We start from the raw sequence: 15,112 nt of genomic DNA on the forward strand, positions 1-15,112 counted from the left end.
TTACATGCTAAATTCGTGGGGATCCCTCAGAGTTTAATTACAATGCTTAAGTATATTCATAGTTTTCTGTTATCGAATAAAAGCCATCGAGTACGTGTGAAGTCGCCAATTGAATTTAAATTAGGTGCTTATGTAACATTCTTCGTGGTTTCATCTATTGTATTTTCCGGTTCTACCTTAGCAAAAACGGTTTGTAGTACTGAAGTAGTAGAGGAAAAAGGCACCCCTACTCTCAGTTCTGAATTGATTGATGCAATGCATGAAGCAATTAGCACTAACACTTTTGACCTTAACGAACCTTATACTTTGATAAGCAAGAAACATTTCTGTACGGGTGTCGGAAAGTCCAATAAAGGAACCGAAAGTGCTTTCGAAGCCTTTAACAGAGTCCCAAATCCTGATCCAGCACCGAAAGAAGGTGATAAGAAAACAGTCAAACAGACTAGAGCTGATGGAACCAGGGAGTGGACTTACACTTATTTGAATGGAGTTTGGGTATTGACTGGATACAAATACACACCTTTGCCTGATGCTGATAGTTTGGATCCATAATTGACCGGCCTCAAATAAATGGATTCACGATATAGACGAATTCGGCATGACAATTCCCCCTAGTGGGGCTTATCGATGAAATCGAAATGAACAGATAGTTTCCACTATAAAGCAGCATGAAGGGGGGGAAGGCAAATTAACACTTCAAGTCATTGATGATGACGAATACTCAAGCGCTAAGATATCTGTAGCAAACTTAAGAACTCATGAAGTGAAGACACATGGAATTGTGCCTTTGGTGACTTTTTAACGTCCGGTCGAAGTATCTGAACCGTTTTCATACCTAACCTATTACCCGAACTAATTTCGGACTCCTCACTGTCTCCAGTAACCCATACTTCATTCGGAGCTGTATTATAGCTTTTGGTATGCCCAAAGTAGCCATAGAAAAGGGCGCCGCTAAGCGCGTAATAAGCCTAGATGATATGGGCAAAAGTGTTATGCAAACCGTAGAAAAGCTCTCAGCAGGTAGTCGCTTGTAAGTATAGTGAGTAAATACTTACAGAATGCAATTTCTGTCCTAAAACCTGTAAAAGGATTGTTATAACTTTTCTTGTTCCAGAAAAGCTAAGGTGTTTTAATAGCATCGCTTAATAATGAGTAATGCTGCTGCAGAATGCTGTTGCTGTAGCCGATACTATGGATAGGCTCACTATTTAGTGCGTAAAAATATAAAAATCGATACGTAAGTGGAATGGTAAGGTAAATCATTGTCGACATAATAATATAAAAGACAATGGCTTATGTGTGTTAGCAAAAGCAAGGTAGGCGAAGTTTTATTACTGAGTATGTTTTGTAGTACCTAACTAGAATAAAAGGCCTGCTATATTTCTTACAGATTTTAGAGCAAATATATGCTCATTCTTACGGTATGACACTAACCCGGGATTATAACGAGTAGTTGGGGACTCTTATGAAACAGCAAACGCTTATTGCGCTATCGGCCTTAATGTTTTCTTCTTCTGTTTTAGCAAATGGCGGTTTTGAACCGAATAAGAAAGCATGCGTTAACGTCGGAAAAGAAATCACTCGCGTAAGTACTGAAATGGATACGGCTAAGTCAGGTATTCAGAAGTCATGGCTTAAGCGTCAATTAAGTGCATTGGAAACAAAGCGCAATTCTTGTAGCACTCAAGGTTTTAAACCAAACCAGCCAGAGCTAGCAAAAGTTTAAACATGTTGTACTTCGCATGAAAAAAGTCTTACCACGGTAAGACTTTTTTGTTTGTGCTTGAATAACTTTTATTACGTTGCAATTTAAAAAGCGGCGCGGCAGTCACCGCCGTTCATGCTTTCATCAAGCTGAATCATTGCGAACTTATTACTGCGATAAGTTCGGTAAGCGAACCAATACTATGATCAGGTGCGAGTCCCAACGGGTACATCATTTTGCCCGGGCGCTCTACAAATGTGGTTTGCATACCTGTCGCTTTAGCACCACTCACATCCCATCCGTGTGCAGCCACCATCATGGCGTCTTTGTTCTTTACGTTAGCCTGTTGGCAGGCCCAGTGATAAACCGCAGCATGTGGTTTGTAGGTACGTACACTTTCCACACTTAATACATGGGAAAAATAGGGCTTAATATTGGCAAACTCAAGCTGTGCGTCTAGTCCGGCTTTAGATGAGTTTGAAAGGGCGACCAAGGTTACACCAGCACTTTGAAGCGCCTTTAATGTAGGAACAACATCGTCGTGCGCTGGCAATCGGGTAATATGCTGTTTGATGATATCTTTTGCGGTAGCCTCATCAACAGATATATCCTTACTGTGAGCTACCATGGTAAGCACTGCGGCTCCAATATCAATGAAATCGTGAAACTGTCCAGACGCAACATCCACTAAACTGTGATGCAATAAGTTAGCAAACCATAAGTCTACCAGTGTCTCATCGCCGTTTAGCACCGACGCTAAGCCTGTTTTTATGGCCTGCATGTCTAGTAGTGTTTCATTAATATCGAAGAAAATAACCTTTGGCGTCACGATTCACCTTCCTATAGTTGATGATAGTAAACGGTACGTTTCGTTTTTAGCTTGTTCGTTGCATATACCACTGTAAAACAGAATTGGTTTTGCTAAAGCACAGTACGACCAATGTCGATGAATTAACGCTGACAGGATATAAGAAGAATCTCACAAGAAAGGGGGCAAGAAAAGGCTGCAATAGCGTCATAAACCCTGAACGAAATATATTGAGAGAAACGAACAACAAAAAGCCGGCACTAAGGCCGGCTTTATTTTTAGGTGTTGCGCTTTTTGTTCTTAGAAGAACAAGTAAGAAACGCTAAGCTTCATGCTACGAGGCATAATGTAGCGGCCGTTTGGTGAATCTGGATTACGCGGGTCACCCTCGGTAATACCTTGTTCGTCAGTCAGGTTATCAACAGAGAACTGAAGGCGAAGTGACTCAGTTGGCTCTAGCGTTAAACCTACATCAACTTTCTCGTAGCCCTCTAGTACAACCGTGTTTTCGTTGTTACCAAAGCGATCATCAACCGCTGATAGTGTTCCGTATACCGTGGCATACATATCGCCGATATCGAAGCCATAGCTAGGCGTTACACGTACCTGCCAACCCGGCTGGCGCTGAGATTCATTGCCTTCGTTATTGGCGCTGGCAGTAATTTCAGTTTCTTGGATAGTCGCATTAACGCTTAATGAGAAGCCTGAATCGTGGCTATAGCGACCATCAAGTTCTAAACCGTACGCTTCGTTAGTAAGAATTTCAGCCGGCGCACCCGGACGGCGTACAAACGTATCGCCTTTTACTTCGTTAGCGAATGCAGTTGCAAAGAACTGAATGCTGTCATTCATGAACTTATAACCAAGTTCACCCTGAGTAACTTCTTTAATTAGGTCGTTACCACCAGTGTAAGCACCCCAGTTGTCTCTGAAATCGTCGAAGTAAGGCATTTTATAGCCTCGGTTCATGCGAACGAATACACCGCTAGTGTCATTTAGCGCGTAGTTTGCACCTACTGTCCACGACGTTTTGGTTTCATCGTACTCAAGCGCTTTAGTTATTTTGCCGTCAAGATCTTCATCTACCGAATAGTTCACTTCGTGATTTTCACGGCGTAGCCCTAAGTCGATGCTCAGGTCTGTGGTTGCGTACCACGTACCCGTTGCATAAAGTGCGAACGTGCTTGCATCACCTACAGAGCTGATGTCGTAGTTCCAATCGCAGCCTTGTGCGTCGGTGTTACATTCGATCCCGTCTAGCAATTCGCCGCCTGGCTGCAACACGTGGTAAGCCGTGTTACCAATGCTCCACCAGTCATTGGCTTTGGTTGAGGCACTGTAAATACCAAATGATGTATCGAAGTCTTCCCAGCTTTTCGACACAGCAAGGTCGTTAGTGAAAGCTTCAATATCCTTAAGTACTACCCAACGGCCGATTTGCTGAATAGGCGTATCACCGTCATACACTGTGCCAGTTACTGCACCAGTGGCTGATTCGCCATTGTCGGCAACATTTGCGATGGTAGTTGCAGAACCATTCGGGACAAGACCAAAAGTATTGGCTTCACCTTTGGTAAGGTTAAAGCGGTCAACTAGCTGCCAGTCATTGCCTAAGTCAAGCTTAATGCTACCGCCACTTACGTGTCCGTCCCATCCACGACCTTCGCCAAAGTCGAATGACTCAGTGGTATCATTAGGGCCATACGTAATGGTGCCTTGGCGATTCAATGGACCAATTTGCGTATAGTTTGCGTCGATGCCTTCAACGTTTAAAGGTGTAGGTAAGTACCAAGTACCGCGATCGTCAGTTTGACGGGTATAAAGGTTAAGCTCGCCTTTTTCGAAAACTTTAGTGATGTTAACGGTGAACTGGTTACCCTGCTCAGAGTTAAAGCCGGCATCACGAATACCTTCTGAGCTCTTAATGTAGCCACCTACCATGTAGTACAAGTCGTCATCTAGTGCGCCGCTTGCAACCACGTCAATACGGTTTAGGCCGTAGTCTGAGATGGTGTACTTCGCTGACGCTTCTGTCGACTCGCCACCACGTTTAAGGCGGAAGTTTGTTGTAAGACCTGGTTGACCGTTGCTCACTACTGGGTTTGGACCACCGCGTAAACCTTCAACCATTTCAATGGTATCGTCTATGCGAAACAGCTGAGAGTTCTCAAGGAAAGATAGCGTAGGTGCAGGGTAGATAGGAGAGTTCTCAAGCGCAATCGTTAAGAACGGCGCATCGCCACCACCTGGAAAACCACGCACAAATACGTTCGCGCCAGACTCACCGCCTGAGCTTTCAACCCAAACACCTGGAATGGCCTTAAACAAATCGGCCGTAGACTTAGGCGCCAATTTTTCAATGTCGCTAGCGTCGATGTTGGTTACCGCGAAGCTTGCGTCAATCTTTCTAATCCCTGCGCCGCCTGGCGTACCGCTGACAACAATGATCTCTGCGTTGTCTTTCGCTTGTTGTTTTACGTCTTCTTGTGCCATGGCAGGCTGCGTTAGTGCTACCGCTACTGCACTCGCCAGCATTCCTTTTGTAAACAACGTTTTCATGGTGTGTGCTCCCGAAAATGTTCTATTGCGTTGTTAACTGAATGCGTTAAACAGGTTTAAAAATTGTTATACGCATCACGATTGCGAAACAAAATAGATCTGTTTGCAAACGATTGCAAGAATAAAATGCAATCGTTTGCAAATTTTTTGTTTATTGTTGTTAACATGGTTTTACGCCAAGACGATTCGCGCTATATTGTGAATTCGGCTGTAGAGTCGACGATTTATCCGGTTTAGGTAGCGGTTTTAGGCTTTTATTTTGTAGTGCTATCACGGGTAACCCGGTATACCGAAAATTATTAGAGAATGGTCACATTGGTTTCTGAAACAAAACTCACCTTAGCGAAGCTGGCTGATATTGCTGGTGTATCAACATCGACAGCATCACGGGCACTGAAAGACAATCCGCTTATTAAGCAGGAAACCCGAAGCAGAATTCAGGCACTAGCTAAAGAGCACAATTTTAGTATTAACGCGGCCGCTAGCCGCTTAAGAACACAGAAAACTCACGTGATAGCGGTGATTCTAAATCTAATCGACAACACCGAACAAAGCACCACAGACCCATTCCTGCTTAAGCTGGTGGGAGAGCTAAATCAGGCGCTAAATGCCAAAGGCTACGAGCTACTGCTGTCTAACTCATTTATGGCATCTGACGATTGGGCGAACTACTTTATTCGCAGCCAGCGTGCCGACGGCATTATTGTCATTGGACAAGGCAAATCTACGGCCAAAATCGACCGAGCAGCACAGTCGGGCATTCCCATTGTAGTGTGGGGCGATGCAAAAACAGACGCGCCATATCCCATTATCGGCGGCGACAACTATCTGGGTGGCTATACGGCAACCCAGCATTTGCTGAGCCACGGCGCCAAACGCATCTTGTTTCTTGGAGATTCTGAACACGCGGAAATGCAGGAACGTCACAAGGGATATTCGCAAGCCCACCGCGATGCGAATGTGCCAATAGACACGCAGTGCACCTGCGCCATCGATATTACGTCGAAAGCAGCATACCAATACATCAACCAGCGTATAAAGGCGAATGGGTTAGATTTCGACGGGATCGTTTGTGTAAGTGATATGGTGGCATTAGGCGCGTTAAAAGCGCTAAAAGAGCGCTATGTAGGTATTCCAAGCGATGTAGGCATTGTGGGTTACGACGATATTTCTTTAGCTGAACTTATGCACCCGTCGTTAACAACGGTGCGTCAGAATACTCAGCAAGCCGCAATAGAGATGGTTACGCAGCTATTAAACCAGTTTGAAAACAAACCTACAGAGAGCCAGGTAGTGGAAACAACCTTAATTGCCCGTCGCTCTACGCAGCACAGCGACTAATATTTCGCTTTTTTATCAGCTTTTTACCGCATAAACGCTATTATTCAACGGTAACAGGGTGTCGATATTAAGCTCTAACAAAAAAATAATAGCGCTTTGCAAACGTTTGCATTTTTATTTTCTTACGACTACACTCCCGCATAATTCAGTTAACAGAGTGTTTACACATGTCCCGATTCATGGTCATTGCAGCCATTGCCATTAGCTACTACGTATTTGCCATACTACTTAACAGTGTGGGTACTGTTATTCTGCAATCGATCAATAGCTTCGACATTAGTAAGCCAGAGGCAAGCACACTAGAAGGCTTTAAAGATCTTTCTATTGCTGTTGTCTCGTTCCTAGTGGCTAGCTTCATTCCAAGAGTTGGCTACAAGCTTTCAATGTTGCTTGGGTTAGCATTAGTGGCCGTTGCCTGTGCGCTGACGCCTTCTATCGCAAGTTTCTGGTTCATTAAAGTGTTGTTTGCCTGCATAGGTACTGCATTTGCGCTAGTGAAAGTGTCGGTGTACGCGATTATTGGGCAGCTGTCGTCTACCACTAAAGCGCACTCATCGTTAATGAACACCATTGAAGGTATTTTTATGTTGGGCGTGTTGTCTGGCTACTGGGTGTTCGCTGGGTTTATCGACCCCAATAACGATGCTTCTTTATCTTGGCTGAACGTTTACTACTTACTAGCTGCGCTGGTTGGTTTTACGTTAATCGTTGTGGCATTGGCGCCTATAAAGCCTGTGGAAAAAGCGCAATCAGAAGGCCTTGCAAGCGAGTTCTTCAGCATGCTGAAACTGGCCTATAAGCCTTTAGTGCTGGTGTTTATCTTCTCTATTTTCTTGTACGTGTTAATAGAGCAGGGTATAGGTTCGTGGCTGCCAACTTTTAACAAAGAGGTGCTGGGCTTACCTACTCAAGTCAGCATTCAAATAACCAGTATCTTTGCGATAGCGCTGGCCGTTGGGCGCTTAACCGCGGGCGCAGTACTTACGCGAATGAACTGGTATCCCTTCTTAAATATCTGTTTGGCGGGTATGGCTACGGTAATGCTACTAAGCTTACCGCTTGCCGAAAACGTGGCTGACAGCACAATAGCCAGCTGGGCTGATGCACCAATAGCTGCGTTCCTTATTCCATTAATTGGATTGATGATGGCGCCTATTTACCCCGTATTAAACTCGGTGATGCTAAGCGCGCTCCCTCAACATCAACATGCACCTATGACAGGGCTAATTGTTGTCTTCTCGGCTCTTGGGGGAACCACTGGTTCTATTGTGACTGGATTTATTTTCGACGCAGTAGGGGGCCAACAAGCATTTTATCTATCGCTTATTCCAATCGGTGCATTAGTGGTAACCCTATTCTTCTTTAAACGAGCGTCTTCTTCTCTATCGCCTAAAGGTGCGCAGTAACTATGAGTTCTTCTTCACACAACTGGCGCGACAGCTTGTCGTTTTTTGCCAGCGACCTGTTTAAACATGTGCAAATGGCACAGCTATTCCCAGACAGCAAAACCTTCGCTGACGCTATTGTTAAAACCGATCTCAATACCGTTTTAGCGGCTTATGAACAAGCGTGTTTAGATGCTGAGAAAAGCGGCGAAGCAGTAGACTTAGCTACGTTTGTTAATACCCATTTCGATATTCCAGAAATGATTAGCGCAACATCGCAAACCAAGTTTGAAAATGTGGCCGATTATATTGAGCATATGTGGCAGGTGCTAACGCGTACCCCCGACACTGAGCAGAAAGACAGCTTGATAGCGCTAACCCGCCCATACATAGTGCCGGGTGGACGCTTTCGCGAAATCTATTACTGGGATACATATTTTACCGCGTTGGGTCTAATTGACGCGGGGCGCACCGACATGGCAATTAACATGTTGGTGAACTTTGTAGATATTTTAAATGAAGTAGGCTGCATTCCAAATGGCAACCGCGCCTATTACTACTCTCGCAGTCAGCCTCCTATTTTGGCGTTGTTTTATAATTTGCTTAAAGACGCACTAAGCGACCAGCAAAAAGAATACGTTATCTGGGGCTTAAAGAAAGAATACCAGTTTTGGATGAATGAAGCGGGCGAGAACGCGTCACAGAAGGGCGTAGCACAACTGCGCACGGTTACCATGCCATGTGGCGCTACACTTAATCGTTACTTCGACACCGAGCCTACGCCTCGCCCTGAGTCTTATAGAGAAGACATAGAAACAGCAGAGCACATAGGCGCTGACAAAAACCAGTTTTACCAGCATGTTCGCGCGGCTTGCGAATCGGGTTGGGACTTTAGTTCGCGCTGGCTAGCTAATCCCAATTCACTAGCAAGTATTCGTACAACTGAAATTATTCCCGTAGATTTAAATGCGCTTTTAGTAACGCTTGAACAGACTCTGGCAAGCGTGACTAAAGGTGCCGAGCAAGCGCGCTACAGTGCGGCATCTACAGCGCGAATTAACGCAATAAACACCTATTTGTTTAATGCTGAAAAGGCGGGCTATTTTGACTATCACTTCCCCACACAAACTCAAACCGATGTAGTGTCAGCGGCTATGTGTGTGCCGTTGTTCGTTGGTATCGCAAATGAACAACAGGCAGAGGGAGTGCGGGCTGCGGTAATGAACACCTTGCTAAAAGAAGGTGGCGTGGTAACCACTTCAAACGCGACGTCCCAACAATGGGATGCGCCAAATGGCTGGGCACCGCTTCAACTGTTTGCCGTTGAAGGGCTGCGCAACTATGGGTTTGAAATGCAGGCTCAAACCATCATGCTGCGCTTTTGTAAAACCATTGAGCGTCACTTTGCATCAAGCGGTGTGCTACTTGAAAAGTACAATGTGTGCGAACCGGAAATAAAAGCAGGTGGCGGTGAATACGACGTTCAGCTAGGTTTCGGGTGGACTAATGGCGTGTATACCCGCTTTCAGACATACCTGAACCAGTAAACACGCTTCGGTTAAAACAAAAACGCGCGGTACCGTAACAACGGGCCGCGCGTTTTTGGTTGTGTAGATATTAATTGTTGCCTGAGCGGTTACCCATATCAATCGACATGGCAATATCATCGAGTATGTCGTTTAGTCCCGTAATTTTCTCGTTAGCGATAAATACGCTCATCTGCGACTCAACCACAATATGGTCGGAAGTGGCATCGTTTTCAAAGGTATTGTCTAACGCGTTCTGTACGCGGTCGAAAAACTGTCGCGCACTTCGTTCTTCAATATTGTGCAGACACAAAATAAATTGCTCGGTACCAAATCGGCCTAAAATATCGTTACCGCGGGTAACATTTTGAAGAGTTTGTGCAATTTGTCGTAATACTAAATCACCTTTTGTTGACCCCATTTTCCGCGTTATTTCACGCAGGTTGCTAATGTCGAATATAGCAATGGCAATGGCCCGGCCTTTTTTCGGCGCATCAAGCTTGTTAATGCGGGCTATCGCCGAATTCGCATTAAGCAGAAGAGTAACGGGATCGATGGTTTTGCGCGCAAGGTGTTTTCTACGAAGTACGTAGCCAGTAATACCGCTTACCAGAAGGAAAATAACAATAGCGGTATACAGCGTGTTCTTTCGTTGCTGTTCCGCTTGTTCAATCGCAGATTCCAAATCATAAATACGGGTATACAAGTTAGCTGCACCAATAATTAAGGCCGAGTCCTGAGTAACTTCACGGCGCTTAGTCACTTCTTTAGAATAAATCTCGTGCGCTTCTTTCGCCTTAGCTAAGTCCTGCAGTGCGATATACATGGATACGTTGAAGCTAAGGTAATCCAAATTTGAACGAAAGACCGGCGGTATCGCGTCATCATTTAACGCTTCAATACCTGATATATACTGCTTAATACAGGTGAGATCGTTGTCATGTAAGCAAATCTCAGCTTTGTGCCAGTTAACAAGAAGCTCGCCAAACGAACTCGAGATGTTCGAAGACGCTTTTTCTAAATCGGGAAGGGTGTAGGTAAGTCGGTTGTAGTTTTGTGTCTTTCTATAGTAAATAGACAGTGCATACTGATACAAGAAGTTGGTCAGCGGTGTGTCTATTTCGCTATTGAGTACGCCTAGTTCTAGAATGCTTTGGTAGGCTTTGTCGGTTTGGCCGCTACTTAACAGCGATACAATGGCACTAATAAGAATGCTTACCTTGTTACTTCCTTCGTATACAAGCAAGCCCATTTCATGCGCTTTTAGATATTGCTCTGCTGCTAAGGCATGTTGCTCTAAATCTCCATATAGTAAACCAATTGCGTTGTGAATATGCGCTAACTCACCGGGGCTGCCGTCGTTTGAATAACGCTTAAGCACACCAAACATCTTACCTAATCTTATTTCAGGTGAAGTGGTTTCTGAACAGTAGTTAATAAGGCCTAAAGAAGAGCTGGTAAAGATATCGCTGTGGCGCTCGGGCGATGATAGTTCTTGGGCTTGCTGGTAGTACTTACAGCGTGCTGGGTTTTCTCTGGCGTCATAAGAAAAGCCAATTTGATAAATAGCCGATGCAAATGCATAAGAGCTTTCATCAATGTCATTTTGCATGATCGCTTTAAGCAGCATGGTTTCTGCTTCTTCGTATTTGCCCCGGCATATTAAAAACTGCCCTTTGGCTACGGTTAAGGCAAAACGTTGTTGTGATGTAAGCGACTCAAGCGCAAGTGTGTCTTCAAGTTCTGGAAGTAGAGACTGATTAGGGCAATCATACGAAGGCGTGCGTACCTTTTCGATAACGGCATCAATGTTGTCGTTTGCCAACGCGGCAAAAGAAGCTAGCGCAACGCTCAAAAAAGAGAATACTGTTAAAGACAACCTTTGAAACATGAGAAATAACGTTTTTGTTTTTTCTTAATAATATCGATTTGAGCCCAGAACTACTACAAGGGGCACCTAAAAGTTACGTATTTTTTGTATCTTAATGCGTCTACTATTCTCTAAAACGTTGGGCTATATAAGCATGTGTTAGGTATTTACCCTATATTGCTAATGGGTAGGCGATCCAAAACTAACCAATATAGCTACTCCAACCAAGGCAACGGCAGACCATACAATAGTTGCTTTAGTCGCCCGTTCACCAAGTACCCATGCAACCCCTAGCGACATTAATGCGCTTGTAGCAATAAGGGTTTGAACCACGGCCGCTTTCGCATAAGCAAACGCAAACATTTGTAGGTAAATAGCAGCAGTAGTGCCAAGTAACGTGGCTAACACAAAAGCAGGCCATACCCGTTTTCCACTGTTGCTTTGGTAGTTAATAACGGGCATGTAGCGCGTTTTGGTTATGGCTATAAATGGCACCACAAATACCATACCGCCAATTAATCGCAAGAACGCAGCGCTGGCCGCGTCAATTTCACCGGCACTTAAAATGTCGCGGCTAACTACGGCACCAACCGCCTGACATAACGCCGCGCCCACACCATACAAATAGCCACTGGTTGCAAACACGTGTGTAGTGCTGCGTTTGCGTACCTTTATAACCATATCTACCGAAAACAGTACTACTGCAACGCCAACCCACTGCTGCCAGGTAATCCATTCGCCAATAAACGCCATAGCAAAAAGGGCAGTGAATAAAGGCGCAAGGGTTTCGGCTACCAACACCGCTTGGCTATCGCCAATGCTTTGTAAGGCTTTAAAAAAGCAAGTGTCGCCAATGCCTATACCAATAAGCCCGCTAAGCAATAACCACAAAACAGCATGAGTACTAAGCCCCGTTGGCTGAACCACTACTAAAACGACTGCCAAAATGGCAATAGAAATAAGCCCCTTCCAAAAGTTCATGGTAAGCGGCGAAAATGCGTTACCCGTTCCACGGAATAAACGCGCAGCAATTGCCCAACAAAGCGCTGTACCTAGCGCAGCAAAAACACCCATAAATTACCTGTTAAAACTTTGCCCCAAAATGCTGGGGTAAATAAGTAGCTTGCCAAAAAGAGCGGCTATGCTAATGCAAGGTGTGGGCGGGGTAAACTTAAATCACATCAGTAGTTTTTAGCTAAATATATTGAAGCCTTAAGCAAACGTAACTGAAGGTTAAAGGCTTTCGTGGCATTATATTGGCGGTAAGATTCGTGAGTAAGTTAAGCGCTGTACTTAAATAATTGGGCGTTAATCGAACTTTAAGAATAACAGTGAAGTAAAAGGACGAGAAAAGCGTGAGCGTAGAGCAGATGAATTTGACCGGCATTAAAGGTGTAATATTCGATTTAGACGGCACCTTGGTAGAATCTAGCCTTAACTTTACACAAATGCGTGCAGATGTAGGCTGCCCACAGCACGAAGACATTCTTACCTTTGTTAATGCCCTAAGTTGCGCTAAAACCAGAGCCAACGCACACCACGCTATTTTGCAACACGAACTGGACGACGCGCAAAATGCCAAGTGGTTACCCATTGGCAAAGCCATGGTGGAAAAGGTGCAGGCGCACAAACTACCCATGGCAATAGTTACCCGCAACTGCCGCCAAGCCACCGCCATTAAGGTAGCCAATAACGGCATACCTATCGATTACGTGCTTACTCGCGAAGATGCCCCAGCCAAGCCTGACCCAACCGCATTATTGATGGTGGCGAACACATGGCAGCTTCAACCTGAAGACTGCCTGTATGTAGGCGACTTTATTTATGACCAGCAAGCCGCCGAGAATGCTGGGATGAAGTGGTTTTTGGTTTAGATGTCAATCATTAACTTCCGGTTTCTTTGGTTTTATAGGTCCTATCGGCAAAATCACGTAAAAGTCTTTACTAAATACCGATGAAATGGCTCCACCATATACTTTAGTATACTCTTCGTCTGCAAGCTCTTGCATGTTTGTTTTTTGTTCGATATTCATGTCTTTTCCTTTTTATATTATTGATTCTCAAGCTCGAGTGAGCATTCATAAAGTAATAGTTGGACAGGGATGTAAGACATGTTTACTGAGACAGTTTATCAATTTCGGCTGAAAATCCACGCTTGTGTCTCAATACTTCTATTTTGTTTTCTAATTATTCCAAAATTGAGCCAGGCAATTGGTATTAATTTGGAAGGAGTGACTTCATTCGATGGGATTCCTTCAGGTGTTATTCGCGATTTGGAGGTATCCGATAAAGTAGTCTATGTAGCTGCTGAAAACGGTGTATTTGAGGTAATTGGAAATGAATCTGAGAAGTTAGAGTTCAATACATTCGATCAGGCTACGGGAATTATCTCTGATATTCATATGCATGACTCTGACCTCTGGATTGTTGAGTACGGAGTGGGCGTTTTTAAAGTTAATTTAAAAACCAAAAAGTCGCAAAAAATGTTCAGCGAGCATGATTGGTCGAGCTCTGTTTGGAGTATGGCGATGACACCCACGCATCTTTATTTCTCATTAATTGACGATGTTATTAAAGTAGATAGAAAAACAGGGCGGTCAACGAGTATAAATTCTCAACTAAAAACCTTTAAATTGAACAGTGTTTACTCTCTTTTTGCCAACAACAACGATGTCTATATTGCTTCCGACAAAGGTTATATTTCAATTGAAGGGACTCAAAATAGCCCTCAAGAATTTAAGCTGGGCGATACACTACCACTACTTTCTAGTGCAACCTTCATTAAGGTGATAGATAACGAGTTATATATTGGCGGTACAGAAGGATTATATATTTTAGGTAGAAAGGAGCGTTATATTCCAACCGAAGGAATTAGCGGGACTTTCATTCATGATGTGGTCAAAGACGATGAAGGAAAGATCTGGGTTTCCGATGGTCGTTTATTAATGCTAGAAGGCGAGAAGCTTTCGGCTCCTTCTTTCATGAATCCAATACTTACGTCTGAATCGATTAGATCGATAACCAAGATAGCAATAGGCCCTTTCAATTCAATTTTAATTGCTTCATCTCAATTAGGTTTAATTTCATTACCTAAAACAAAGGTAGTGACAAATTTAGTGTCATTTAAAGGTAGTGTTTTAAGAGAAAATATTCAGAAAACATCAACAAACGAAACCGAAACAGTTGTTCGAACTGAGAATGGCCTTTTTACGCTAAACGAGCGAAATGGAGAATTGGTAAATAAATTCACAGAAAAAAAGGACACAAATTTTTGCACTTCCAGAGAAGAGAAAATTTTTCTACAGCTAAAAGAACTTAGTCCTTCATTACTTTGTAAGAGTAGCTTCGCACACTCTATCATCGAGAGTAAAAACGCCTTTTATTTCTACTTTGATGATGGAGAGGAGGCGAATTACTACTATGTCGTTGATAACACTATACAAGACATCATTAAAGCACCTAAGAGAGTTGTCTACAGTGTTCTCTTGAGCGGTGGAGAGCTCGCTGCATTTGATGAGTTTGATGACGTCCATTTTCAGTTATCTAAATTTAATTGGCGAACGATTACTGCTGAAGAAGGCCACTGGTTTGGACTCCAGTGTTTAATAGAGTTAGAAGAACAATATTTACTATGTACATCAGGTGCTGGATTAAAAGAAATAGATAAGAAAAGCGGTTCTGTGAGTTCTTCGGCGATTTCAGGCCTAGAAAGCTTAAGATTTATTAGAGGAGCCATGGTTACTGAAGAAAACCACCTTTGGATTGCATCTAATATGGGCCTTTTTATCAAGCCCCATCACAGCGAGTCAGCTTCTAAAGTAGGTATTCAATTTGGACTATTTGATACAGACTTTGAGTACAAAAGTTTCGAACAGTTAAATGAGAAAGTGCTAGGGTCTGTTGATCTTTGCTGTACAT

Annotated in this window: 12 protein-coding genes; 7 read left to right on the top strand and 5 right to left on the bottom strand. The window is 43.8% G+C overall.

The genetic code is table 11. The annotated features are described in order from the left end of the window. The coding region (locus ACX5KA_RS05605) for a hypothetical protein (RefSeq protein WP_458730624.1) at positions 1-552 on the top strand (552 nt) is incomplete at its 5' end. Positions 553-1,465: 913 nt separating this feature from the next. Further along, a complete protein-coding gene (locus ACX5KA_RS05610; protein ID WP_014997038.1) occupies positions 1,466-1,726 on the top strand; it encodes a hypothetical protein in 261 nt (86 codons plus the stop codon). Positions 1,727-1,859: 133 nt separating this feature from the next. Here the strand turns inward: ACX5KA_RS05610 and ACX5KA_RS05615 are convergent, their stop codons facing one another. Together ACX5KA_RS05615 and ACX5KA_RS05620 are read right to left on the bottom strand one after the other, a co-directional pair. Further along, positions 1,860-2,534, bottom strand: a complete 675-nt coding sequence (locus ACX5KA_RS05615) for a haloacid dehalogenase type II (protein WP_458730625.1) — start codon at positions 2,532-2,534, stop codon at positions 1,860-1,862. 279 nt (positions 2,535-2,813) lie between these two features. Next, on the bottom strand, positions 2,814-5,072 hold the full coding sequence (locus tag ACX5KA_RS05620) for a TonB-dependent receptor (RefSeq protein WP_458730626.1): 2,259 nt from the start codon (positions 5,070-5,072) through the stop codon (positions 2,814-2,816). A gap of 306 nt (positions 5,073-5,378) precedes the next feature. Between ACX5KA_RS05620 and ACX5KA_RS05625 the strand changes: the two genes are divergently transcribed. The 3 genes from ACX5KA_RS05625 to ACX5KA_RS05635 all read left to right on the top strand — a co-directional run bounded on the left by ACX5KA_RS05625 (position 5,379) and on the right by ACX5KA_RS05635 (position 9,345). Beyond that, positions 5,379-6,413, top strand: a complete 1,035-nt coding sequence (locus ACX5KA_RS05625; protein ID WP_458730627.1) for a LacI family DNA-binding transcriptional regulator — start codon at positions 5,379-5,381, stop codon at positions 6,411-6,413. Positions 6,414-6,580: 167 nt separating this feature from the next. Then, positions 6,581-7,819 carry an MFS transporter gene (locus tag ACX5KA_RS05630; protein ID WP_231513025.1) on the top strand — a complete coding sequence of 413 codons (1,239 nt, stop codon included), beginning with the start codon at positions 6,581-6,583 and terminating at the stop codon, positions 7,817-7,819. Between the two features lie 2 nt (positions 7,820-7,821). Next, the gene (locus ACX5KA_RS05635) at positions 7,822-9,345 is read left to right on the top strand and encodes a trehalase family glycosidase (protein ID WP_458730628.1); all 1,524 of its coding nucleotides are present in this window, start codon (positions 7,822-7,824) and stop codon (positions 9,343-9,345) included. A gap of 70 nt (positions 9,346-9,415) precedes the next feature. Here ACX5KA_RS05635 and ACX5KA_RS05640 read toward each other — a convergent pair whose 3' ends face one another. Continuing rightward, complete coding sequence (locus ACX5KA_RS05640; protein ID WP_458730629.1) at positions 9,416-11,179, bottom strand: GGDEF domain-containing protein; 1,764 nt, start codon at positions 11,177-11,179, stop codon at positions 9,416-9,418. 195 nt (positions 11,180-11,374) lie between these two features. Continuing rightward, a complete protein-coding gene (locus ACX5KA_RS05645) occupies positions 11,375-12,268 on the bottom strand; it encodes a DMT family transporter (RefSeq protein WP_202941713.1) in 894 nt (297 codons plus the stop codon). Between the two features lie 281 nt (positions 12,269-12,549). On the opposite strand from ACX5KA_RS05645, the gene ACX5KA_RS05650 reads away from it, so the two are divergent. Beyond that, positions 12,550-13,068, top strand: a complete 519-nt coding sequence (locus ACX5KA_RS05650) for an HAD family hydrolase (RefSeq protein WP_458730630.1) — start codon at positions 12,550-12,552, stop codon at positions 13,066-13,068. 3 nt (positions 13,069-13,071) lie between these two features. Here the strand turns inward: ACX5KA_RS05650 and ACX5KA_RS05655 are convergent, their stop codons facing one another. Beyond that, on the bottom strand, positions 13,072-13,227 hold the full coding sequence (locus ACX5KA_RS05655; protein WP_458730631.1) for a hypothetical protein: 156 nt from the start codon (positions 13,225-13,227) through the stop codon (positions 13,072-13,074). A gap of 78 nt (positions 13,228-13,305) precedes the next feature. On the opposite strand from ACX5KA_RS05655, the gene ACX5KA_RS05660 reads away from it, so the two are divergent. Next, positions 13,306-15,112: ligand-binding sensor domain-containing protein (locus ACX5KA_RS05660; protein ID WP_458730632.1), on the top strand; the 1,807-nt coding region annotated here is incomplete at its 3' end.

The organism is Alteromonas alvinellae, from assembly GCF_902705805.1.